Source organism: Polaromonas sp., assembly GCF_018780625.1.
Lineage (GTDB): Bacteria > Pseudomonadota > Gammaproteobacteria > Burkholderiales > Burkholderiaceae_C > Polaromonas.
The window spans coordinates 19,564-41,492 of the sequence record NZ_JADMJK010000043.1 but is presented as its reverse complement, the minus strand read 5'-3'; the positions used below and the strand labels follow the sequence as shown (position 1 = coordinate 41,492).

The following is a 21,929-nucleotide window of genomic DNA, read 5'->3' as shown; positions in this document are numbered from 1 at the left end:
ACGCACAAAAAAACGACCTGTCGGCGCACCGAGGGGTGTAGCTGACAGGGCCTAGTCTTGCTGAGAGGTTAAATACGGAAGCAGCAGTTCCTGATGGCGAGCGGCGGGGCCGTCCTGCGCATCAGGTGGGGAGCTTGCAGTTGCAGCCACGAAAACACGAGGGCTGGGGCATCGTGCGTGAACATTGGGCCGATGGCAACTGCCGTGGGCAGCGACGGGAGCTCGTACTTGTCGGCGGTTTGATGTCCTGCCTGGCAATGCGCCTGGCACAAATTAGGCTGAGCCTTGTCCCTATTGCTCGACATGGACTCGGCACAGGGCATACCGGCTTCGACCATCGCGGCGACTTCGGCGACTTTTGACGCAGCGCCCGGGCAAGCATAGCTGGCCACCGCCAACTGCATGAACAAAAAGCTGCACAGCGCAAAAAACATTGCAATGAAACGATGGCGTCGGCCGAAAAGCATCGTCATATTTTAGCGGTGGACAGTATCGTTAAGCGAGGCGGCTTACCCGGCGCAGCAGGAAAGATGCTTGACGTCCTTGAAAAAGGTCTGTGCGCAGAGCTTTAGCCCTTCTACCATCGTCAGGTACGGGAATAGCTGGTCTGCCAGTTCTTGCACGGTCATTTTGGCCCGGATGGCGATGACAGCCGTCTGGATCAGTTCACCGGCTTGCGGCGCAACCACCTGCACCCCGATCAATCGGCCAGAGCCCGCCTCCGCCACCAGCTTGATGAAGCCGCGCGTGTCAAAGTTGGCGAGTGCCCGCGGCACGTTATCGAGCGTCAAGGTTCGGCTCGCGGTGTTGATTCCGGCGAGACGCGCCTGCGCCTCACTTGACCCCACGGTGGCGACTTGGGGGTCGGTGAACACCACCGCCGGCATCACGCTCAGGTCGAAGGTGATTTCTCCACCTGTCATGTTGATGGCGGCGCGGGTACCGGCCGCCGCCGCCACATAGACGAATTGCGGCTGGTCGGTGCAGTCGCCGGCGGCGTAGATGTTGGGCGCGCTGGTGCGCATCGCTTGATCGATGCGGATTGCAGCTTGTGCGTTGACGGTGATGCCGGCCGCCTCCAGATTCAGGCCGCCCGTGTTGTGCTGGCGGCCAGTCGCCACCAGAAGTTTGTCGGCGCGCACTTCACCCTGACCGGTGGACAGCACGAATTCATCGTCCGCATACGCAATCAGGCTGGCTAGTGTGTGTTCAAGCACCTCGATACCTTCGCCACGGAAGATGGCCGTCACCGCCTCGCCAATCGCGGGATCTTCGCGCAAGAACAAGGTGTGGCGCGCCAGGACCGTCACCTTGCTGCCCAGCCGCGCGAACGCCTGCGCCAGTTCCAGAGCCACCACTGAAGAACCGATGACAGCAAGCCGGGGCGGAATCGCTTCACTCGCCAGCGCTTCGGTCGAGGTCCAATACGGCGACTCCTTCAACCCAGGGATGGGAGGTACGGCCGGACTGGCACCCGTGGCGATCAGGCAGCGGTCAAAAGCCAAAGTGCGCTCGCCGCCTTCGTTCAGACGCACGATCAGACTGTTGCCGTCTTTGAAACGGGCCTCGCCGCGCAGCACCGCAATGGCTGGATTGCCTTCCAGAATGCCCTCGTACTTGGCCTGGCGCAACTCGTCAACCCGCCGCTGTTGCTGGGCGAGCAGAGCGCGCCGGTCAATGCGCGGTGCACTGGCGCTGAGGCCTGCATCAAAGGGGCTGCTCTGGCGCAGATGCGCAATATACGCCGCACGGATAAATATTTTGGAGGGCACACAACCGATATTGACGCAGGTACCGCCTATGGTGCCGCGTTCGATCACCGTGACCCGCGCACCGAGTTCCGCCGCCTTGATCGCTGCAGCCATCGCAGCGCCTCCGCTGCCGATCACGGCAATATGCAGTCCACTGCCGTCTTCGTGGAACTGTTTGCCAACGTCAAGCGTCACCAATGTTGGGGAGTCTTGCATGTTCATTTCTTCACGCTGGAGGGATACCCGGCATTGCTGGTGGCCTTCATCAGGGCCAGAGCGCTGGTCTTGACATCATCAAAGCTCACTTTGGCTTCACGCTTGTCGAACTGCACCTCGGTCTTGCTCACGCCGGCGACCTTGGAGAGCGCCGCCTTGACCGTGAATGGGCAGGCGGCACAGGTCATGCCGGGAACCGCGAGCGTTACCGTTTTGGTAGCGGCCCAGCCTGGCGAGGCAATGAGGATGCCAAGGGTGAAAGTCGAGAGCAGGTTTTGGGTTTCAGTCAATGCGTTTGATTTCATGATGAACTCCGGATTAATAAAACAAGGGAAGAAGGTAGGGATAGGCGAGTGCCACGGCAGCCAGCGCAGCAACGATCCAGAAAATAAGCTTGTAGAGGCTGCGCACCTGCGGAATGGCGCAGACCTCGCCCGGCTTGCACGCTTTCACGGGCTGGAAAATGCGCCGGTAAGCGAAGTACAGCGATAACAGCGCAGCACCAATGAAAACGGGACGATAGGGCTCCAGCACGGTCAGATTGCTGATCCATGCACCGGAAAATCCAAGGGTGACCAGGACCAACGGACCCAGGCAGCAGGTCGAGGCGAGGATGGCGGCCAGCCCTCCGGTGACAAGCGCCCCTCGCCCGCTATTGGGTTCCGACATGCGTTTCTCCTTTTAAATTGTTGACCATGCCGTAAGATTACTTCCGTAGTTGAGTACGGAGTCAAGCGCTATGGAAACTAAATTTGAAACTCTTACCATTGGGGCCTTTGCCCAGGCAGCCGGGGTCAACGTAGAGACCATCCGGTTTTACCAGCGCAAGGGGCTATTGCTTGAGCCGGACAAGCCTTACGGCAGTATTCGCCGCTATGGCGTGGCGGATGTGGACAGAGTACGGTTCGTGAAATCGGCCCAGCACTTGGGTTTCAGCCTCGACGAGATTGCTCAATTGCTTCGGCTGGACGATGGCACCCACTGCGAAGAAGCCAGCCGTATGGCTGAACACAAGCTGAAGGATGTGCGCGAGAAGTTGTGCGACCTGGCGCGTATGGAGGCCGTGCTGTCACAACTGGTATGCGCCTGTCATGCAAGCCAGGGAACCGTTTCATGCCCGCTGATCGAGTCGCTGCAGAATACGCCCAAAATTGCTATTAAATAAATAGCATAAAACCGAATATGAATCGCCCCGGGTTTTGAGGAGGCTCCAACCTTTGAGAAGATGGAGTCATGAGCAAAAAATCAAATCGTTTTTCCCCGGAAGTTCGCGCATCCAGAACGTCTGGCAGACCAACATGCAGGTCTACGGCGCAGACAAGGTCTGGCATCAGTGAACCGCGAAGGCACCCAAGTGGCCCGCTGCACCGTTGAGCGGTTGATGAAACACCTGGGATTGCAGGGTGTGCGCCGGGGCAAGATTGTGCGCACTACGGTCCCGGACAAGGCGTTACCTTGTCCCTTGGACCGGGTCAATCGGCAGTTCAAAGCCGATCGCCCCAACCAACTGTGGGTGTCGGACTTCACCTATGTTTCAACCTGGCAGGGCTGGCAATACGTGGCTTTTGTGATTGACGTGTTTGCACGGCGCATTTTCGGCTGGCGGGTTAGCAGCTCCATGCGCACGGACTTCGTGCTGGACGCGCTGGAGCAGGCTTTGTATGACCGTCAGCCGGACCAAAATGGATTGATCCATCACTCAGACAGAGGCTCGCAGTACGTCTCCATCCTCTACACCGAGCGCCTCGCCCAGGCTGGAATAGAACCTTCGGTGGGCAGTCGTGGCGATAGCTATGACAACGCCCTGGCCGAGACGATCAATGGGCTGTACAAGGCCGAATTGATTCACCGCCGTGCGCCCTGGAAAACCAAGGAAGCCGTGGAACTGGCTACCTTGGAATGGGTGCACTGGTTCAACCATATCCGACTGCTGGAGCCGATTGGGTATATTCCACCGGCCGAGGCTGAGGCAAACTACTATCGGCAACTCGCCGAGAAGACCGAAACCCCGGTTTCACTTTAACCAAACAGCCTCCACGAAAACCGGGGCGATTCAGAAAATTCACAACAGATAAAAATCTGGCGCAACGGGCTCGCAGCTGGACAAAAGGGGAAGCACCACAAACACGGACCGCAGGCCGCGCACAAATGCGAAACTGACCGCATGCAGGCGAACCGTTGGGCCCTGTATCGATACCCTCTCCCTTTCAATCTAGCGCTACCATCGCTATCATTTGCGCTATCAAAACCGTTCCAAAAGCACAAAAACAAAAGCCTCCCGATGGGAGGCCTTTGAATTCAAGCATTTAGCGCTGTTATTTTTGGCTCCTCAACCTGGGCTCGAACCAGGGACCTACGGATTAACAGTCCGGCGCTCTACCAACTGAGCTATTGAGGAATACAGAAGTAAATTATAGCCTGAGATTTCCAGGTTTCCGGGATCGGCGCTCGTAAAAGCATCTACTTTTTAAACGTGTGAAAACAACTCGTTTTTCACGCATTTCAGAACGCTGGGCGCAGACCGCAATTATGACCTGCAGCAGGCGCAAACCACACTGACTCCGCTACCATCAAAAAACCGCCCACATCATCATCTTTTTACTTTTCAACGTGCTCAAGCTCATTGGCAACTGATCCATGGGAAAACCATCCCACCCCTTACCCTGGCTTGCGGCCGGGGAGGCCTTCCCGCCACTGACATCTGCATGGGGCCAGAACGACCCGGCGCCTGGCCTGCTAGCGGCTGGCGCATCGCTGGATGTAGACACCTTGCTAAAGGCCTATGCGCAGGGAATTTTCCCCTGGTTCAGTCAGGGCCAACCTCCGCTCTGGTGGAGCCCGGACCCCCGCATGGTGCTGCAGACCCGGAACTTCAAACTGCACCGCTCCTTGCGCAAGAGTCTGATTCATTTCACGAAGGCTTCGTCGTGCGAAATTCGATTCGACACCGCTTTCGAACAAGTCATCAATGCCTGCGCCAGCAAGACCCGAGCAGGCCAGCCCGGCACCTGGATTGTTCCCGACATGGTGCAGGCCTACTGCGCCCTGCATCGCGCCGGGCATGCCCATAGCGTCGAAACCTGGATAGACGGCGAACTGGCGGGCGGTCTGTACTGTGTCAATCTGGGACGAATGGTTTTTGGCGAATCCATGTTTGCCCACCGCACCGACGCGTCCAAGATTGCATTGGCGGCCTTGGTCTCTTTTTGCCGGGCGCACCATATCCCCTTGATCGACTGCCAGCAAAACACAGGGCATCTTGCGTCCCTTGGAGCAGCAGAGATTAGCCGCACTGAATTTGTGCGCCACCTTGATCAGAACACCGTGCAGCCTGCTCCCGTCTGGCGCTTCGAACCCCTATACTGGAATCAGATTTTGACAGCGGGAACGCCAACTTCACCGTGACGCACCTCAAAGACCTTCCCCTTCAAACCTTGCAGTTTTATGCAACGGCGCCCTACCCTTGCAGCTATCTGTCTGGCAAGCAGGCTCGCTCGCAGGTCGCGACGCCAAGCCACCTTATTCACAACGCCGCCTATTCAAACCTGGTCGTCAACGGCTTCCGGCGCAGTGGCATGTTTACTTACCGCCCATACTGTGATGGCTGCCAGGCCTGCGTGCCGCTTCGGGTTCCGACCGTCAGCTTCAAACCAGACCGCAGCCAGCGCCGTGCCTGGAACCGCCATCAAACGCTTCAGGCGCGCATACTCAAGTTGTGTTTCATGCCCGAGCATTACGAGTTGTACTTGCGCTACCAGAACGGTCGCCACGCTGGCGGTGGCATGGACCATGACAGCATTGACCAATACACGCAATTCCTGCTGCAAAGCCGGGTTAATTCGCGCCTGGTGGAGTTTCGTGAAAGCCTGCCGAACGGTGAGGCCGGCGCACTCAAGATGGTCGCGATTCTTGACGTGCTGGAAGACGGCATCTCTGCCGTCTACACGTTCTATGAGCCCGATGACCGAGCCAGCTATGGAAGCTACGGTGTGCTCTGGCAAATTGAGCAGGCCAAAAACCTTGCACTACCCTATGTGTATTTAGGCTACTGGATCGCCGAAAGCCAAAAGATGAATTACAAGGCAGGATTCCAGCCCAATGAGGTACTACTCAAAGGCGAATGGGTGAACCCGGCCAGCACCGCGGCTGCAAGGCCCAATCAGGCAGATATCGACCTCTGAATGGTTGCCACGCTCGATAAATCCGCAAGAGCAGCACCCTATATTTCACAGGCTAAAATTTGATGCAGAAAGTCTGCATATGAAAAAGTCCGATATCCCTGCTCCCGTCACCCCGACTGTTCAAGTCATTGAGCGCATGTTTGCCTTGATCGAGATTTTGGCGAACCGTGAAGAAGCGGTATCCCTGAAAGAAATTAGCGAAAAATCAGGACTTCACCCCTCAACCGCACACCGCATTCTGAACGACCTGGCCACTGGCCGTTTTGTGGAACGGCCCGTCGCGGGCAGCTATCGGCTGGGTATGCGCCTTCTTGAGTTGGGCAACCTCGTCAAGGCCCGTTTGAGCGTTCGAGATGCGGCGCTGGCGCCCATGCGCGAACTACACAAACTCACCCAGCAACCTGTGAACCTGAGCATGCGCCAAGGCGATGAAATCATTTATGTCGAACGGGCTTACAGCGAACGCTCGGGCATGCAGGTTGTGCGGGCCATTGGCGGCCGGGCGCCCTTGCATTTAACCTCGGTAGGCAAACTTTTTCTTGCTTCCGATGACCCGCAACGCTTGCGTGCCTATGCCACACGCACAGGCTTGCCGGGCCAAACGCGCAATAGCATCACGCAGTTGCCAGCGCTGGAGCGCGAACTAGCCGAGGCACGTCAGCATGGCATTGCGCGTGACAATGAGGAACTGGAACTGGGGGTACGCTGCATGGCCGCAGGTATTTACGACGACCAGAGCATGCTTGTTGCCGGACTATCGATTTCAGCGCCCGCCGACCGGCTGGACGAACACTGGCTGCCCAAGCTCCAGGCAACGGCGAATCAGATATCGACGGCGCTTGGCTACAGGCCCAGTTAAATGGCAAAAAAAATGAAACGAAATGGGAAGCACTCTTAAATCCCAGTGCAACACAGCGGGACAGTACCAGCTGACCCGCTTACCCGCTGATGTGCTTCGCTGATGCGCTGATGTTCACTTTAGGATCAATCACAGGGCTGGACTCTACCCATCGACGCACACGCTCGGCATCGCCCAGGCGACTCAGCTTGCCCGCCGAATCGAGGAATACCATGATCAATTTTCTGCCTGCGATTTTGGTCTGCATCACAAGGGTATAGCCGGCTTCAGAGATGTAGCCGGTTTTCTGCAAACCAATATCCCACTCCGGATTCTTGACGAGGCGATTCGTATTGTTGTACTGGAGCGTACTGTTGCCTACCGCAACCTGGTAGCCGGTAGAGGTCGTCAATTCACGAAGCACGGGATCGCCGTGCGCAGCAATAACCAGCGCCGCCAGATCCTGCGCGCTGGACTGGTTACGACTGGAAAGGCCCGTCGGTTCGACATAACTGGTGTCATGCATGCCCAGCATCTTTGCCTTGGCATTCATGAGGCTGACGAATGTTGCCAGGCCACCTGGATAGGTACGGCCCAAGGCATGCGCCGCACGGTTCTCACTTGACATCAAGGCCAGGTGCAGCAACTCGCCCCGCGTCAGCGTAGTACCGACCTTTAGCCGCGAACGGCTACCCTTTTCCGTGTCAACGTCATCCTGCGTCACCGCAATCATTTCATCCATGGGCAACTTGGCCCCACTGATGATGACACCGGTCATTAATTTGGTGAGCGACGCGATGGGCAACACTGCATGGTCATTTTTGCTGAGCAGGACCTCCCGCGTATCCTGGTCAATCACCAAGGCCACGCTCGATTTCAGGGCCAGTAAATCCTGCGCACTGTGCAGGCCCGCCATCTGCCCAAAAGAGAGCTTGGCTGGCACAACAACAGCAGCAGCACGAATGACTCTTCTATTTTTTACGCCGGAGGTGAATTGCACGCTTTTGCGGGTTGAAACAACCTTTTTGGAAACAGTTGTTTTTGCCGAATGCGGTTTTTTCACAATCGCGCGCTTCGCCGTCACGGCGTTGGCGGCCGGAGTCGCAAGCGCTGCAGACAACGCCAGGAATCCAAAGATTTTTAATGCCCGATTGAGGATCTGTTTAGACATGATGGGTAGAGCCGGGTCGAGGTTGCAACAAAAAGAATGTCTGAAGTGTATACAGATAGAAAAAGTCACGCAATATCAAACGCTTGCGTGACTTTCCTAAAATCACTCTTAATTTTGAGTGCATTCGGGAGCGGTGCCGTACACAGCGCCCCAATATCCTTCTAAGTCATTGAATTTAAATGACTTATAACAATGACACCAAAGCACCCTGCCCGGTCAGCCCTGGGCTGCAACGCGGTCAGCTTTACTTTGGAGTTTATTCAAAGCACTCAAATAGGCCTTGGCCGACGCCACCACGATGTCCGGGTCGGCGCCCACACCATTCACGACCCGACCGCTATTTTGCAGGCGCACCGTCACTTCTCCCTGGCTTTCGGTAGATCCGCTGATCGCGTTCACAGAATAGAGCACCATCTCTGCGCCGCTCTTGACATGCGATTCGATCGCTTTGAGGGAGGCATCAACGGGGCCATTGCCATCCGATTCACTGGTGATTTCTTTACCCGCCACCGTGAACACCACGCGTGCATGGGGACGCTCGCCAGTTTCGCTGTGCTGGGACAAGGACACGAACCCGTATTGTTCGTTGTCCTGTGCGACGCTTTCATCACTCACCAAAGCAAGGATATCCTCGTCAAAAATTTCACTCTTGCGGTCTGCCAGGTCCTTGAACCTCGCGAAGGCATTGTTGATCTCCGCTTCACTTTCCATCGCGACGCCAAGCTCCTGCAAACGTTGCTTGAACGCGTTGCGGCCACTCAATTTCCCCAACACGATCTTGTTGGCGGTCCAACCGACGTCTTCGGCCCGCATGATCTCATAGGTGTCGCGTGCCTTGAGCACGCCATCCTGGTGGATACCTGAAGCATGGGCAAAGGCGTTCGCGCCCACCACAGCCTTGTTGGGTTGAACTACGAAGCCGGTGGTCTGGCTCACCATGCGGCTGGTCGCAAGAATGTGCCTGGTGTCAATGCCCACCTCAAGGCCGAAGTAATCCTTGCGCGTCTTGACGGCCATGACCACCTCTTCAAGCGAGCAGTTGCCGGCACGTTCGCCTAAACCATTGATAGTGCACTCCACCTGACGGGCGCCGCCAATCTTGACGCCTGCCAGTGAGTTGGCAACAGCCATGCCGAGGTCGTTATGACAATGCACGGACCAGATGGCTTTGTCGCTATTGGGAATACGCTCGCGCAAGTTTTTGATGAAATTTCCGTAGAGTTCGGGAATCGCGTAACCCACTGTATCCGGTACATTGATGGTCGTGGCGCCTTCAGCAATCACCGCTTCAATCACACGGCACAAAAAGTCCGGATCAGAGCGGTAACCATCCTCAGGGCTGAACTCGATGTCGCCCATGAGGTTGCGCGCAAAACGCACCGAAAGTTTGGCTTGCTCAAACACCTGATCGGGCGTCATGCGCAATTTCTTCTCCATGTGCAAGGCACTGGTCGCCAAAAACAGATGAAGTCGCCCGGAATTGGCCGGCTTCAGGGCTTCCGCTGCGCGGGAAATATCGCGGTCGTTGGCACGGGCGAGTGAGCAGATGGTTGAGTCCTTGACGACTTCAGCAATGGCCTTGACGCACTCAAAATCACCATTCGAACTCGCGGCAAAACCGGCCTCGATCACGTCCACCTTCAGCCGTTCAAGCTGGCGGGCAATGCGCAGCTTTTCATCGCGGGTCATGGACGCGCCGGGAGACTGCTCGCCATCGCGCAAGGTGGTGTCAAAAATAATGAGTTTTTCAGTCATGGCACATTTTCCTTCGGTTTTTGACTTGATGCCTCAAGCGACAACGTCGTCGGCGAATCGGTTGTACGACCTGCTTTACGCTGGCAGCTTGCTTCAACTTGATCAGTTTTTCTAACTTTTTTAAAAAACCAGCAACCAAAAAAAACGGCCCGTTGCTGGTGCAAACGGGCCGTTGAATCAGGTTTACGCGTACGCTACCGTCTCCGCCCGTTGGCAGATAGCAGTAGTGCTAGCGAAATTCTTTTCATTACGCGAATCTACCACAATTTATTCATGCAAGCCGCGCTCGTCAGGCTCATTCGTTGACGTTGAAATGACGCTGGTCTGCTGGCCTTTGGCCTTGCGCCAGCCATAAAGCACATACCCGGACAAACCGTAGAGCACAAACAAGGCGAACATCACGGTCGGGGGATCAATGTTGATCACGGCGATTCCAAGCGCAATCAGCACAATGACCGCGAAAGGCACACTGCGTTTCATCTGCACATCCTTGAAGCTGTAAAACGGCAGGTTGGTAACCATCGTCAGGCCGGCAAACAACATCAGTCCAAACGTTAGCCAGCGAACATCCTGCCCGCTGATGCCGGCATCCGTCATCAACCAGACAAAACCTGCCACCAATGCCGCTGCGGCCGGGGAAGGCAGACCCTGAAAAAAACGTTTATCCACCACTGCCGTATTGACATTAAACCGAGCCAGTCGCAACGCAGCGCAGGCGCAATAAACAAACGCACCGAGCCAGCCCCAGCGACCCAGGCTGGTTAGTGCCCAGATGTACGCAATCAATGCAGGCGCTGCACCGAACGACACCATATCCGACAGCGAGTCCATCTGTTCACCAAAGGCACTCTGAGTATTGGTCATGCGGGCGATACGTCCATCCAGGCTATCGAGCACCATGGCGGCAAACACACCGATGGCGGCCTGATCAAACCGCCCATTCATGGCCATGACGATGGCGTAAAAGCCGCCGAACAAGGCTGCCAACGTAAATAAATTAGGCAGTATGTAGATACCCTTGCGACGCTTGCGCGCCACGCCACCTTCGGTCATCTGAACGGACTCCTCGCCATCATGCATAAAAAATACTCCTTAAGCACGACTGTTGCGCGCAAATAGCCATTGAATTGATCGCAAACTTCAGTCCTGAACCGCCGACAAAACCCCTGATAGCGTCAAAAAATCTTTTGAGGCCAGTAACCCGCAAAATCCAGGTCCGTTGCGTGTCCGGTTGCATCAGCCATTGAAAAAGCCGCACAAAATTCTTGCGCGGCTTCTTGCAGGACAAACCCTGATTAGAACCGAAATCAGTTACGCGTCTGGTCAACCAGCTTGTTCTTGGCAATCCAAGGCATCATGGCGCGGAGTTTTCCACCCACTTGCTCGATCTGGTGCTCGGCATTCAAACGACGGCGGCTGATCAACGTTGGCGCGCCGGCGATGTTCTCCAGCAGGAAGCTCTTGGCGTATTCGCCAGTCTGGATGTCTTTCAGAACAGCGCGCATGGCGTTCTTGGTGTCTTCGGTCACGATGCGCGGGCCGGTCACGTACTCACCGTATTCGGCGTTGTTCGAGATCGAGTAGTTCATGTTGGCAATGCCGCCTTCGTAGATCAGGTCCACGATCAGCTTGAGTTCGTGCAGGCATTCGAAGTAGGCCATTTCCGGCGCGTAGCCGGCTTCCACCAGCGTTTCAAAGCCGGCCTTGATGAGCTCAACGGCGCCACCGCAGAGCACGGCTTGTTCGCCGAACAAGTCCGTTTCAGTCTCTTCGCGGAAGTTCGTTTCAATGATGCCGGCCTTGCCGCCGCCATTGGCCATGGCGTAGCTCAGCGCCAGGTCGCGGGCCTTGCCGGACTTGTCCTGATGCACCGCCACGAGGTGGGGCACGCCGCCACCCTGGGTGTAGGTGTTGCGCACCGTGTGGCCGGGTGCCTTGGGAGCGACCATCCAGACATCCAGGTCCTCGCGCGGGATCACACAACCGTAGTGCACATTGAAGCCATGTGCGAACACCAGGGATGCGCCCTGCTTGATATTGGGCGCCACATCGTTCTTGTAAACCGAGCCGATTTGCTCATCAGGCAACAAGATCATGACAACGTCTGCGGCTTTGACGGCATCAGCCACTTCAGCAACCTGCAGGCCGGCTTTTTCAACTTTGGGCCATGAGGCGCCACCTTTACGCAGACCGACAACGACTTTCACGCCGCTTTCGTTCAAGTTCTGGGCATGTGCATGGCCTTGGCTACCGTAGCCAATAATGGCAACCGTCTTACCCTTGATCAAGCTCAAATCGCAATCTTTGTCGTAAAAAACTTTCATCACTCGCTCCTAAATAATCACAAATAAATCAAAAAATTAACCAAATCGGATGTGGGCGCCGCAAGCGAGGCCCTCACGCCAGTATTGGCAGGTTCAAACTCTCAGAATTCGTTCGCCACGGCCAATGCCGCTTGAACCGGTTCGCACCGTTTCCAGGATTGCGCTGCGGTCGAGAGCCTCGAGAAACGCATCGTTTTTGGATTGGTCGCCCGTCAGCTCAATCGTGTAACTTTTTTCCGTCACATCGATAATCCGCCCGCGAAATATATCAGCCATGCGCTTCATTTCTTCGCGCTCCTTGCCGACCGCGCGCACCTTGACCATCATGAGTTCACGCTCGGTGTAAGAGCCTTCCGTCAAGTCAACGACCTTGACCACTTCAATCAGACGGTTCAGGTGTTTTGTGATCTGCTCGATCACATCATCCGAGCCCGAGGTCTGGATGGTCATGCGCGACAGCGTGGGATCTTCCGTCGGCGCGACGGTCAAGCTTTCAATGTTATAGCCGCGGGCCGAAAAAAGGCCGACGACACGGGAAAGAGCACCCGGCTCGTTTTCCAGTAAAACTGCAATGATGTGTTTCATAAGAAGATTCCTCTTTTCGCTGCCCTCCCCTGCGCACGGTAATGCGCAGGCTCGGCAGGCAATAGATTCGTCAGTTGACGGGGTGAATAATTAAAAAGGCCGACGCGATCAGAGGTCTTCAGACCCCAGCAGCATTTCAGTGATGCCCTTGCCGGCCTTCACCATCGGAAACACGTTTTCCGTTGGATCGGTGCGGAAATCCATGAACACTGTGCGGTCCTTGAGCCTGCGGGCTTCGCGCAGTGCCGGCTCCACATCCTCCGGTTTTTCAATCAGCATGCCGACGTGGCCGTAAGCTTCGGCAAGCTTCACGAAATTGGGCAGGGCATCCATGTAGCTGCTGCTGTAGCGGCCGGAATATTCGATTTCCTGCCACTGGCGCACCATGCCGAGGTAACGATTGTTGAGCGAAACGATCTTGATCGGCGTGTTGTACTGCAGACAGGTCGAAAGCTCCTGAATACACATTTGAACCGAGCCTTCGCCGGTAATGCAAAACACTTCGGAATCCGGCTTGGCCAGCTTGATACCCATGGCATAGGGAATACCGACGCCCATGGTGCCCAGACCACCGGAATTGATCCAGCGACGCGGCTCGTCAAACTTGTAGTATTGCGCGGCCCACATCTGGTGCTGCCCCACGTCCGACGTGATGTAGGTGTCGGCATCCTTGGTCATGTTCCAGAGCGTTTCGACCACGTACTGCGGCTTGATGACATCACCGTCGCCCAGGCTGTATTTCATGCAGTCGCGCTTGCGCCAGCCTTCAATTGTGTCCCACCAACCGCCCAGCGCGTTGGCGTCGGGCTTCAGACCGGACTCCTTGATCATCGCGATCAACTCGGTCAGCACGTCCTTCACATCGCCCACGATGGGAACGTCGACCTTCACGCGCTTGGAGATGCTGGAAGGATCAATGTCGATGTGGATGATCTTGCGCTCGTTCTGGGCAAAGTGCTTGGGGTTTCCAATCACGCGGTCGTCAAACCGCGCGCCAACGGCCAGCAAGACGTCGCAGTTCTGCATCGCATTATTGGCTTCAAGCGTCCCGTGCATACCCAGCATGCCGAGGAATTTTTTATCGCTGGCCGGATAAGCGCCCAAGCCCATCAGGGTATTGGTGCAGGGATAGCCCAGCATGTCGACCAGTGTGCGCAGTTCCTGGGACGCGTTGCTGAGCAACACGCCGCCGCCGGTGTATATGTAGGGCCGCTTGGCCGTCATCAGCAGATGCAGGGCTTTGCGGATTTGCCCGGCATGGCCCTTGCGAACCGGGTTGTAAGAGCGCATTTCAACGCTCTTTGGATAACCGGTATACAGGGTCTTGTTGAACGAGACATCTTTGGGCACGTCAACCACCACGGGGCCAGGCCGGCCGGTGCGGGCGATATGGAAAGCCTTCTTCATCGTCTCGGCCATGTCGCGCACATCCTTGACCAGGAAGTTGTGCTTGACGATGGGACGCGTAATGCCCACGGTATCGCATTCCTGGAAGGCATCCAGGCCAATGGCAGCCGTCGGCACCTGGCCGCTGATGATGACCATGGGAATGCTGTCCATGTAGGCCGTGGCGATACCCGTTACGGCATTGGTCAGCCCGGGGCCGGAGGTGACCAGCGCAACCCCAACGTCACCCGTGGCGCGGGCATAGCCATCAGCGGCATGCACGGCGGCCTGTTCATGGCGCACCAGCACATGCTGGATCGTGTCCTGCTTGTAAAAAGCGTCGTAAATATGAAGTACTGCGCCACCGGGATAACCCCAGATGTGCTTGACCCCCTCAGCCTGAAGCGCCTTCACGAGGATTTCTGCACCCCGGAGTTCTTGAGGATGGGCTTGACCCACTGTTTGGGCCGATGCAGCTGCTGCGGAAGCGAGTTCCACTTTTGAAATTTCCATGATGAACCTTTGTGAATTTCTCTAACGAAATACCTTGGGTGCCTCTTCGCCCACTCTTGTGAAGCAGCGTCGAGACTTGAGGCCAAAACCATAAGCGAAGACATAATTCGCCGAGCCATGACCCGTTTGCCGTTTGAATTGCAAGGCGCATTATGACATTTCCGCACTGGGCCATGGCTGCATCCGTGCAGAATGCACCGAGCGCCGTTGCGCATGGTGCGATAATTTTCAGGCTGCATGTTTACGCGACTGGCTCGATTGCCAGCCCCAAGCGCACGACATACGCAATAAACAATAACGACAGCGCAGGACAACCCGGAACTCCATACCGTTGGCAACAGAACAAGAACTTTCTGACTTCCTTAAAAGCGTTGAAAAACGGGCCTTCAAGCGCAGCGTTTATCACGTGCGTGATGGCGAAGCGGCTCTGGACATCGTGCAGGACAGCATGATGAAACTCGCGCAGCATTACGGGGACAAGCCTGCGGCAGAGTTGCCCATGCTGTTTCAGCGGATTTTGTCGAATACCACACTGGATTGGTTTCGTCGCCGCAAGACCCGAAACGCCCTATTCTCGAACATGAGCGACTTCGAGTCGCCGGGAGAAGACGGTGATTTTGACCTGTTGGAAACTTTAGAGGTCCTGACAAACTCAGAAGGAACAGAGAGCGCACAAGACGCCACAGAACGGGCCCAGATATTGCACGAGATCGAACTTCAGATAAAGGAATTGCCCGGGCGTCAACGGGAAGCTTTTCTAATGCGTTACTGGGAGGAAATGGATGTGGCGGAAACGGCAATTGCCATGGGCTGCTCTGAAGGCAGCGTCAAGACACACTGCTCCCGCGCAGTCAAAGCCCTCAGCAAAGCCCTGAGGGCAGGAGGGATAAAACTATGACTAACTCACTGATTAAAAGAACCGACACCCTGCAAGACCGTTTCGGTCTAAAAACTGCCGCCTACTTGTCTTCAGGTACGGCCAGCCTTCCATATGACATTTCCGAACGCCTGCGCGCGGCGCGCGTTCAGGCCGTGTCCATGCGAAAAATTTCGAAGGCGGAAACCGTAAACAGCGTGGTTAACACGGGCGGCAGCGCCGCCCTGATGTGGGGATCTGGTGAAGGCCTGAGCTGGTGGGCTCGCATTGGGACGGTGCTGCCGCTCATTGCACTCATAGCCGGCCTGCTGATCATCAACTCGATTCAAAACGATAACCGGGCTCAGGAAGTGGCCGAGGTGGACGTGGCGCTGCTCACCGATGAGTTGCCTCCAGCCGCATTTGCAGATCCCGGTTTTGTCCAGTTTCTCAAGGCCACCCGCTAGCCCTGATGACACCAAGCCCCGACGCTCCAATGACAGCGCACGCTGAATGGATACCAGTACAGCGGTATCCAGACCCTCCGCACCGCTTTTTACAAACAAGTTCATGCGCTTGGGCTTCAGGGCTACGGCTGCTGCCGCTTGGACTGGTGTTTGCAAGCTTGCTGGGCATGCCGCTCCAGAGTTTTGCGCAGGCCAACAGACCCGTCATTGCGGCCAGTTCCCCGGCCATCAGCAAGCCGTTACCGACAGCCCCGATCCAACCGGCATCTTCTGGCCCTGCCTGGTCCGCACTGACCGCTGTGCAACAGCAGACACTCAAACCCTTGGCTGAGAGCTGGAACACCATCAGTGCAGCCCAAAAGCGAAAGTGGCTGGAAATTTCCAGAAACTATCCTTCACTTCCGCCCGAAGGACAAGCCGTCATGCGTAGCCGCATGAGCGAATGGGTAGCCCTCAGTCCCCAGCAACGCGCCCAGGCGCGTCTTAACTTCGCCAAAACGAAGGAACTTTCCAGGGAACTGACCGCCGAAGAGAAAAAAGAAAGATGGGAGACCTACCAGGCACTAAGCGCTGAAGAAAAGCAGAAACTGGCCGCCAAGGCCAGCCCCAAAACGCCGGGTGCGGCAACAGCCGTCAAACCGGTCGCGCCTCAAAAGCTGGCGGTTCCCCCTCCCCCTGCAGGGCCTGCATCGCGCCCCGCCGCTAAAATATCGCTTCCTGCAGCCACGCTGGTCCAGCCAGCACCTGCGCGCGCCAGCGAAAACAGCGTTGAGCCCAAGCGCTGAGCACCGGCCAGCCGGTTTTTCTTCAATCAAGCGCTACCGCCTTTTGGCAGCGCCTTCTCATAGCTATAAAATTGATAGTGAACAGCAATCAAATCCCGTCACTGGCCCGGCGCATGGCCTGCTGGATGTACGAAGGCATGCTGATGTTTGGCGTCGTGTTTATTGCCGGCTATCTGTTTGGCACCTTGAGCCAGACCCGCAATGCGATGGACAACCGCAATGCCTTGCAAGCTTTCGTTTTTGTCATTTTTGGCATTTATTTTGTCTGGTTTTGGGCCAAAGGCCAGACGCTGGCCATGAAAACATGGGACATCCGTGTGCTGGACGTTGATGGTGCCCCCATTACCCAACAACGGGCTTTGCTGCGCTATGCCCTGAGCTGGCTGTGGTTTTTGCCTCCGCTGGGCACAAGCTGGCTGCTGGCATTGACCGGCATGGAAGGCGCCGTATTGACGCTGGGCTGGGTCGTGGTATGGGCTAACCTGGCGCGCCTTCATCCCCGTAAGCAGTTCTGGCACGATGCCTGGGCCGGCACGGAACTGGTGTCCTGGATCACACCCGAAAAAGCCAGGAAAAAGACAGCGAAAGCAAACCGTGCCGTAGCGCCCCCGCAGCCTTAACGACCACCTACGGCCAAGCTGCGAGACAATCCCCGCATGTCCCAAAAATTTCCTTTTTCGGCCGCCGAACAACCGTCCACCATACCGCCTTTGCAGGCCGATGCGACAGTGAATCCTCAAAAAAACCGCAAAGGCCTGAGCCGGGTCTGGCACGCTGCCGGCTACTCCCTCGCCGGATTGCGCGCTGGCTGGCACGAAACGGCGTTCCGCCAGGAAGCCATTGCTTCGGTCATGCTGGTGCCGGCCGCCTTCTGGCTCGGCCGCAGCTGGGTTGAAACCGTGTTGCTGGCCGGTAGTGTCATTCTGGTCATGATTGTCGAGCTGCTCAACACCGGCATCGAAACCGCCATAGACCGCATTGGTCCCGAATGGCACAAGCTGTCCAAGCGTGCCAAAGACATGGGCAGCGCAGCCGTACTGCTCAGTTTGCTACTCTGCGCTGGCACCTGGGCCATGGCGCTTTACCAAAGGTTTGCCGCATGAACATCGAAACGATCCCACGCAAGCCGGCATTTTCGGTCTGCGTGTACTGCGGCTCGCGCCCAGGCAACACGCCCGAATTTGCCGCCATGGCACGCCAGGTTGGCACCTGGATAGGCCAGCATGACGGCCAGCTGGTCTATGGCGGCGGCCACAATGGGCTGATGGGCATCATCGCGGATGCGACGCTGGCGGCAGGCGGCCGGGTGATTGGCGTGATCCCGAAGGCGCTGGTGGAAAAGGAATGGGCCCACACCGGCTGCACCGAATTGCACATCGTTGAAAACATGCACGAGCGCAAGCGCATCATGGCAGAGCACGCCGACGCATTTCTGGCGCTTCCCGGCGGCATTGGCACCCTCGAAGAATTTTTTGAAGTCTGGACCTGGCGCCAGCTCGGCTACCACGACAAACCCGTGGGCTTGCTGAACATGAACGGTTTTTTCGACAGCCTGCTGGTGTTCCTGAACTCAGCCGTGCAGGCCGGTTTCATGAACGACTGGCAAATGGAGCTGATTCGCACCGGCGCTGATGCGGAACCACTGCTGCAAGCGCTGGTGGAAGCCGCCGGCATGACGGCACCCACCCTGCGGCTTGACCAGATTTAAGCGCAGCGCCTGGCGGCAAAATGAATGCGGCTTCAGACCGCCGATTCGTCCTCTTCCCCGGTGCGGATGCGCACCACGCGCTCCACGCTGGTGATGAAAATCTTGCCGTCACCGATTTTTCCGGTGCGTGCAGCCCGCACGATGGCATCGACGCAGCGATCCACGTCGTCAGTTTTCACCACCACCTCGACCTTGACCTTGGGCAGGAAATCGACCACATACTCGGCCCCACGGTACAGCTCGGTGTGGCCCTTCTGGCGGCCAAAACCCTTGACTTCCGTCACGGTCAGGCCGGTGACGCCGCACTCGGCAAGCGCCTCGCGGACTTCTTCTAGTTTGAAAGGCTTGACGACGGCGGTAATTTGTTTCACTGGAAAGTCTCCGGGAGTTCTGGGGGGTTAAATGCTGCGGGGCCTGAAAGGCTTAAGCACGGAATTTACTGGTTATAGGATAGCGCCAATCCTTGCCGAAGCTGCGGTGCGTCACGCGGATGCCCACGGGGGCCTGGCGGCGCTTGTATTCGTTGAGCCGGATCAGCCGCGCGACGCGTTCCACCACGGCACGTTCAAAGCCGGCGGCCACGATGCTTTCCACGCTCTGGTCGTTCTCCATGTAGCGCTGCAAAATCGCGTCCAGCACCTCGTAAGGCGGCAGGCTGTCCTGATCGGTCTGGTCGGCGCGCAACTCGGCGCTGGGCGGACGGGTGATGATGCGCTCGGGAATCGGGCAACTCCCCGTGCCATAGGGGTCATTTTCGTTGCGCCAGCGCGCCAGCCTGAATACGGTGGTTTTCAGCAAGTCCTTGATGACGGCAAAACCGCCCGCCATGTCGCCGTAGAGCGTGCAGTAGCCGGTGGCCATTTCGCTCTTGTTACCGGTGGTCAGCACAATGGGGCCAAACTTGTTGGACAGGGCCATCAGAAATACGCCGCGAATACGCGCCTGGATGTTTTCCTCAGTCGTGTCCTCGGCCAGCCCCTTGAACGCGCCAGCCAGCGACGCCTTGAAGGCCTCAAATTCCGGAACGATAGACAACTCGTCGTAACGCACCTTCATGCGCTCGGCCATCTCACGCGCATCTGTCAAGGAAATGTCGGCGGTGTAGGGTGACGGCATCATCACCGTGCGCACCTTGTCAGCGCCCAGCGCATCCACCGCAATCGCCAGCACCAGGGCCGAATCAATACCGCCCGACAGGCCCAGAATGGCGCCGGGAAAGCCGTTTTTACCCAGGTAGTCGCGCACCCCCAGCACCAGCGCGTCCCAAAGATCGGCGTCATTGCCCTGCTCAGGGACTGTAGCTGCTATCAAGTCAATAGCTGCTTGCTTCCGCAGGGCCTGGACTAAAAACAGATTTTCCTTAAAACTGGGGGCACGGCCGGCCAGCCTGCCATCGGCCTGAAGCGCGAACGAGCGACCTTCAAAAACGATTTCATCCTGTCCGCCCACCAGGTGCGCATACACCATGGGCAGGCCGGTGGCCAGCACCCGTGCCTGCATCATGCGTTCGCGCTCATGGCCCTTGCCCACATGAAAAGGAGAGGCATTGATCACCACCAGCAGTTCGGCACCGGCGTTTTTTGCCAGTTGCGCAGGCTCTTCAAACCAGGCGTCTTCGCAGATCAGCAGGCCAATGCGGATGGCATCCTCGCCCTCCCCGGCCTGGAACACGCAGGTGCCCTGCCCCGGCGTGAAATAGCGGCGCTCGTCAAACACCTGGTAATTGGGCAGTTCGCGCTTGGCGTAGGATGCCACCACGTGGCCTTCGCGCAGCACCACCGCTGCGTTGTGGCGCTGCTGCACCTCCACGCTTTTGGTGCGCAGCCCCTTGCCGCTGTCCCCCTGGGTGGGCGTGCCCACCACTACGCTCAGGCCTTTTAACCCGGCCAACTCACGGGCCACCAGATTCACGGCATCATCACAGGCTTGCATGAATGACGCGCGCAAGAACAGGTCTTCTGCCGCGTAGCCGCAAATTGCCAGTTCTGGCGTCAATACCAGCCGGGTACCGTCCTGGTAGGCCGTGCGGGCTGCGTCGATAATTTTTTGTGCATTGCCCGGCATGTCGCCAACGCAATAATTCAATTGGGCAACGCAGATTTTGAGTGACATGAAGAAACTGAACCCCGAAAAAATACACGTGAAAAGCGACTCAAACGATTATGTCATCCGTGTGATGGATTCGCCGCTGGCGGTGGACGGTGCAGCCTGGAACGGCTTGCTGGCCATGCAAGGCGCGCCCCAAGGCATGAACCCCTTCATGCGCCACGAGTACCTGGCCGCCCTGCACAGCAGCGGCAGCGCCACGCCCGAAACCGGCTGGACGCCGCGCTTCGTCACGCTCTGGCAGGGGGACACGCTGGCGGGCGCCTGCGCGCTGTATCTCAAGGACCATTCCTACGGCGAATACGTGTTTGACCACGCCTGGGCCAACGCCTACCAGCAGAATGGCCTGGCCTACTACCCCAAGGCCGTGGTGGCTGTGCCCTTTACACCGGTGCCGGGCGCCCGCCTGCTGGCGCGCAACGCCGCCGAGCGCACGCAGTTGATCAAGGCGGTGGTGGCATGGTGCGAGCAAGAAGGGCTGTCGTCGCTGCACTTGCTGTTCACGACGGATGAGGATGTGGCCGCCTGCGAAGAGGCCGGCCTGATGCTGCGCCACACGGTGCAGTTTCACTGGACCGCCCCACCGTCAGGCTACCGCGACTTCGACGATTTCCTGATGTCGCTGAGCCAGGAAAAGCGCAAGAAAATTCGCCAGGAGCGACGCAAGGTGCTGGATGCGGGCATCACGTTTCGCTCGTCGCAAGGCACGAACATCTGCAACGCCGACTGGGACTTTTTCTACCAGTGTTATGCGCGCACCTATTACGAACACCGCAACGCGCCTTATCTGAGCCGCAACTTCTTTGAGCGCATGCAAACCACCATGCCCGAGAACTGGCTGCTGTTCGTGGCAGAACGAGACGGCGTGCCGATTGCCAGCAGTTTGATCGCTATCAGCGCAAGTCAGGCCGGCGCTGAAGGCCAATTTGACTCCAAAAACGAGGTTCGCACCGCGTATGGCCGCTACTGGGGCGCGCTGGAGCGTGTCGACTGCCTGCACTTTGAGGCCTGCTACTACCAGCCGCTGGCGTGGTGCATCGCGCATGGCTTTCAGCGCTTTGAAGGCGGTGCCCAGGGCGAGCACAAAATGGCGCGTGCGCTGCTGCCCGTCAAAACCACCAGCGCCCACTGGCTGGCGCACCCGGCGTTTGCCGATGCGGTCGAGCGCTATCTGGCCCGCGAAGGCGAAGGCATTGCCAATTACCTGGACGATCTGGAAAAGCGCAGCCCCTTCAAGGCCAGCCTGGCTTGACCTGCTTCTCTCACCCCATCCCCAAACAACACACC

General features: G+C 57.4%; 23 protein-coding genes, 1 tRNA gene and 1 pseudogene. 12 read left to right on the top strand and 13 right to left on the bottom strand.

The features are described 5' to 3' along the window. Positions 1–68 precede the first annotated feature (68 nt). The 4 genes from IV091_RS03455 to merT are packed head-to-tail and all read right to left on the bottom strand — an operon-like array spanning position 69 to position 2,636. The gene (locus tag IV091_RS03455; RefSeq protein WP_293465135.1) at positions 69–473 is read right to left on the bottom strand and encodes a hypothetical protein; all 405 of its coding nucleotides are present in this window, start codon (positions 471–473) and stop codon (positions 69–71) included. A 36-nt stretch (positions 474–509) separates the two neighbouring features. Further along, the gene (gene merA, locus IV091_RS03450; RefSeq protein ID WP_293465133.1) at positions 510–1,967 is read right to left on the bottom strand and encodes a mercury(II) reductase; all 1,458 of its coding nucleotides are present in this window, start codon (positions 1,965–1,967) and stop codon (positions 510–512) included. Positions 1,968–1,969: 2 nt separating this feature from the next. After that, positions 1,970–2,272 (bottom strand): mercury resistance system periplasmic binding protein MerP, encoded by a 303-nt coding sequence (gene merP / locus IV091_RS03445; RefSeq protein ID WP_293465131.1) that lies wholly within the window; start codon positions 2,270–2,272, stop codon positions 1,970–1,972. Positions 2,273–2,285: 13 nt separating this feature from the next. Continuing rightward, positions 2,286–2,636, bottom strand: a complete 351-nt coding sequence (gene merT, locus IV091_RS03440; RefSeq protein ID WP_293465129.1) for a mercuric ion transporter MerT — start codon at positions 2,634–2,636, stop codon at positions 2,286–2,288. A 70-nt stretch (positions 2,637–2,706) separates the two neighbouring features. On the opposite strand from merT, the gene merR reads away from it, so the two are divergent. Next, positions 2,707–3,132, top strand: coding sequence for an Hg(II)-responsive transcriptional regulator (gene merR / locus IV091_RS03435; RefSeq protein ID WP_293465127.1), 426 nt, complete (start codon positions 2,707–2,709; stop codon positions 3,130–3,132). A gap of 109 nt (positions 3,133–3,241) precedes the next feature. Then, positions 3,242–3,990: pseudogene (locus IV091_RS03430) on the top strand (IS3 family transposase); the annotation flags it as partial. Between the two features lie 299 nt (positions 3,991–4,289). On the opposite strand, the gene IV091_RS03425 reads toward IV091_RS03430, so the two are convergent. After that, positions 4,290–4,365: transfer RNA gene (locus tag IV091_RS03425), tRNA-Asn, on the bottom strand. Positions 4,366–4,604: 239 nt separating this feature from the next. Here IV091_RS03425 and aat point away from each other — a divergent pair. From aat to IV091_RS03410, 3 genes are all read left to right on the top strand, one after another. Further along, positions 4,605–5,372, top strand: coding sequence for a leucyl/phenylalanyl-tRNA--protein transferase (gene aat / locus IV091_RS03420; protein WP_293465124.1), 768 nt, complete (start codon positions 4,605–4,607; stop codon positions 5,370–5,372). Beyond that, the gene (locus tag IV091_RS03415) at positions 5,369–6,148 is read left to right on the top strand and encodes an arginyltransferase (protein ID WP_293465122.1); all 780 of its coding nucleotides are present in this window, start codon (positions 5,369–5,371) and stop codon (positions 6,146–6,148) included. Before aat ends, IV091_RS03415 begins: the two co-directional genes overlap by 4 nt. Before the next feature lie 79 nt (positions 6,149–6,227). Continuing rightward, positions 6,228–7,007: an IclR family transcriptional regulator gene (locus IV091_RS03410; RefSeq protein ID WP_293465153.1), complete on the top strand. Its 780-nt coding sequence runs from the start codon at positions 6,228–6,230 to the stop codon at positions 7,005–7,007. Positions 7,008–7,086: 79 nt separating this feature from the next. On the opposite strand, the gene IV091_RS03405 is transcribed toward IV091_RS03410, so the two are convergent. From IV091_RS03405 to IV091_RS03380, 6 genes are all read right to left on the bottom strand, one after another. After that, on the bottom strand, positions 7,087–8,157 hold the full coding sequence (locus IV091_RS03405; protein ID WP_293465119.1) for a serine hydrolase: 1,071 nt from the start codon (positions 8,155–8,157) through the stop codon (positions 7,087–7,089). Between the two features lie 216 nt (positions 8,158–8,373). Then, a complete protein-coding gene (locus tag IV091_RS03400) occupies positions 8,374–9,912 on the bottom strand; it encodes a 2-isopropylmalate synthase (RefSeq protein ID WP_293465116.1) in 1,539 nt (512 codons plus the stop codon). Positions 9,913–10,179: 267 nt separating this feature from the next. Further along, the gene (gene pssA, locus IV091_RS03395) at positions 10,180–10,992 is read right to left on the bottom strand and encodes a CDP-diacylglycerol--serine O-phosphatidyltransferase (RefSeq protein WP_293465113.1); all 813 of its coding nucleotides are present in this window, start codon (positions 10,990–10,992) and stop codon (positions 10,180–10,182) included. A gap of 227 nt (positions 10,993–11,219) precedes the next feature. Then, the gene (gene ilvC / locus IV091_RS03390; protein WP_293465111.1) at positions 11,220–12,236 is read right to left on the bottom strand and encodes a ketol-acid reductoisomerase; all 1,017 of its coding nucleotides are present in this window, start codon (positions 12,234–12,236) and stop codon (positions 11,220–11,222) included. Positions 12,237–12,329: 93 nt separating this feature from the next. Continuing rightward, positions 12,330–12,821, bottom strand: coding sequence for an acetolactate synthase small subunit (ilvN, locus tag IV091_RS03385; RefSeq protein WP_293465108.1), 492 nt, complete (start codon positions 12,819–12,821; stop codon positions 12,330–12,332). 108 nt (positions 12,822–12,929) lie between these two features. Beyond that, positions 12,930–14,720 (bottom strand): acetolactate synthase 3 catalytic subunit, encoded by a 1,791-nt coding sequence (locus IV091_RS03380; protein ID WP_293465105.1) that lies wholly within the window; start codon positions 14,718–14,720, stop codon positions 12,930–12,932. A gap of 331 nt (positions 14,721–15,051) precedes the next feature. On the opposite strand from IV091_RS03380, the gene IV091_RS03375 reads away from it, so the two are divergent. The 6 genes from IV091_RS03375 to IV091_RS03350 all read left to right on the top strand — a co-directional run bounded on the left by IV091_RS03375 (position 15,052) and on the right by IV091_RS03350 (position 18,536). After that, positions 15,052–15,618: an RNA polymerase sigma factor gene (locus IV091_RS03375; RefSeq protein ID WP_293465103.1), complete on the top strand. Its 567-nt coding sequence runs from the start codon at positions 15,052–15,054 to the stop codon at positions 15,616–15,618. Next, positions 15,615–16,043 (top strand): DUF3619 family protein, encoded by a 429-nt coding sequence (locus tag IV091_RS03370; RefSeq protein WP_293465100.1) that lies wholly within the window; start codon positions 15,615–15,617, stop codon positions 16,041–16,043. Before IV091_RS03375 ends, IV091_RS03370 begins: the two co-directional genes overlap by 4 nt. A 5-nt stretch (positions 16,044–16,048) precedes the next feature. After that, positions 16,049–16,828: a DUF3106 domain-containing protein gene (locus IV091_RS03365; RefSeq protein WP_366806975.1), complete on the top strand. Its 780-nt coding sequence runs from the start codon at positions 16,049–16,051 to the stop codon at positions 16,826–16,828. 77 nt (positions 16,829–16,905) lie between these two features. Continuing rightward, positions 16,906–17,448 carry an RDD family protein gene (locus IV091_RS03360; RefSeq protein ID WP_293465094.1) on the top strand — a complete coding sequence of 181 codons (543 nt, stop codon included), beginning with the start codon at positions 16,906–16,908 and terminating at the stop codon, positions 17,446–17,448. 36 nt (positions 17,449–17,484) lie between these two features. Beyond that, complete coding sequence (locus tag IV091_RS03355; RefSeq protein WP_293465092.1) at positions 17,485–17,931, top strand: diacylglycerol kinase; 447 nt, start codon at positions 17,485–17,487, stop codon at positions 17,929–17,931. After that, complete coding sequence (locus tag IV091_RS03350) at positions 17,928–18,536, top strand: TIGR00730 family Rossman fold protein (RefSeq protein WP_293465090.1); 609 nt, start codon at positions 17,928–17,930, stop codon at positions 18,534–18,536. The genes IV091_RS03355 and IV091_RS03350 overlap by 4 nt, the downstream gene beginning before the upstream one ends. A 32-nt stretch (positions 18,537–18,568) precedes the next feature. Here the strand turns inward: IV091_RS03350 and IV091_RS03345 are convergent, their stop codons facing one another. Together IV091_RS03345 and IV091_RS03340 are read right to left on the bottom strand one after the other, a co-directional pair. Next, a complete protein-coding gene (locus IV091_RS03345) occupies positions 18,569–18,907 on the bottom strand; it encodes a P-II family nitrogen regulator (RefSeq protein ID WP_293465088.1) in 339 nt (112 codons plus the stop codon). 52 nt (positions 18,908–18,959) lie between these two features. Next, on the bottom strand, positions 18,960–20,648 hold the full coding sequence (locus IV091_RS03340) for an NAD+ synthase (protein ID WP_293465086.1): 1,689 nt from the start codon (positions 20,646–20,648) through the stop codon (positions 18,960–18,962). A 64-nt stretch (positions 20,649–20,712) separates the two neighbouring features. On the opposite strand from IV091_RS03340, the gene IV091_RS03335 reads away from it, so the two are divergent. After that, positions 20,713–21,894, top strand: a complete 1,182-nt coding sequence (locus tag IV091_RS03335) for a GNAT family N-acetyltransferase (RefSeq protein WP_293465151.1) — start codon at positions 20,713–20,715, stop codon at positions 21,892–21,894. The last annotated feature ends 35 nt before the right edge of the window (positions 21,895–21,929 follow it).

Bases quoted from the DNA above. Each gene is read 5' to 3' on its own strand.
- IV091_RS03455 (WP_293465135.1), bottom strand. From the start codon at position 473: ATGACGATGCTTTTCGGCCGACGCCATCGTTTCATTGCAATGTTTTTT.
- merA (WP_293465133.1), bottom strand. From the start codon at position 1,967: ATGCAAGACTCCCCAACATTGGTGACGCTTGACGTTGGCAAACAGTTC.
- merP (WP_293465131.1), bottom strand. From the start codon at position 2,272: ATGAAATCAAACGCATTGACTGAAACCCAAAACCTGCTCTCGACTTTC.
- merT (WP_293465129.1), bottom strand. From the start codon at position 2,636: ATGTCGGAACCCAATAGCGGGCGAGGGGCGCTTGTCACCGGAGGGCTG.
- merR (WP_293465127.1), top strand. From the start codon at position 2,707: ATGGAAACTAAATTTGAAACTCTTACCATTGGGGCCTTTGCCCAGGCA.
- aat (WP_293465124.1), top strand. From the start codon at position 4,605: ATGGGAAAACCATCCCACCCCTTACCCTGGCTTGCGGCCGGGGAGGCC.
- IV091_RS03410 (WP_293465153.1), top strand. From the start codon at position 6,228: ATGAAAAAGTCCGATATCCCTGCTCCCGTCACCCCGACTGTTCAAGTC.
- IV091_RS03405 (WP_293465119.1), bottom strand. From the start codon at position 8,157: ATGTCTAAACAGATCCTCAATCGGGCATTAAAAATCTTTGGATTCCTG.
- IV091_RS03400 (WP_293465116.1), bottom strand. From the start codon at position 9,912: ATGACTGAAAAACTCATTATTTTTGACACCACCTTGCGCGATGGCGAG.
- pssA (WP_293465113.1), bottom strand. From the start codon at position 10,992: ATGCATGATGGCGAGGAGTCCGTTCAGATGACCGAAGGTGGCGTGGCG.
- ilvC (WP_293465111.1), bottom strand. From the start codon at position 12,236: ATGAAAGTTTTTTACGACAAAGATTGCGATTTGAGCTTGATCAAGGGT.
- ilvN (WP_293465108.1), bottom strand. From the start codon at position 12,821: ATGAAACACATCATTGCAGTTTTACTGGAAAACGAGCCGGGTGCTCTT.
- IV091_RS03380 (WP_293465105.1), bottom strand. From the start codon at position 14,720: ATGGAAATTTCAAAAGTGGAACTCGCTTCCGCAGCAGCTGCATCGGCC.
- IV091_RS03370 (WP_293465100.1), top strand. From the start codon at position 15,615: ATGACTAACTCACTGATTAAAAGAACCGACACCCTGCAAGACCGTTTC.
- IV091_RS03365 (WP_366806975.1), top strand. From the start codon at position 16,049: ATGACACCAAGCCCCGACGCTCCAATGACAGCGCACGCTGAATGGATA.
- IV091_RS03355 (WP_293465092.1), top strand. From the start codon at position 17,485: ATGTCCCAAAAATTTCCTTTTTCGGCCGCCGAACAACCGTCCACCATA.
- IV091_RS03350 (WP_293465090.1), top strand. From the start codon at position 17,928: ATGAACATCGAAACGATCCCACGCAAGCCGGCATTTTCGGTCTGCGTG.
- IV091_RS03340 (WP_293465086.1), bottom strand. From the start codon at position 20,648: ATGTCACTCAAAATCTGCGTTGCCCAATTGAATTATTGCGTTGGCGAC.
- IV091_RS03335 (WP_293465151.1), top strand. From the start codon at position 20,713: ATGGATTCGCCGCTGGCGGTGGACGGTGCAGCCTGGAACGGCTTGCTG.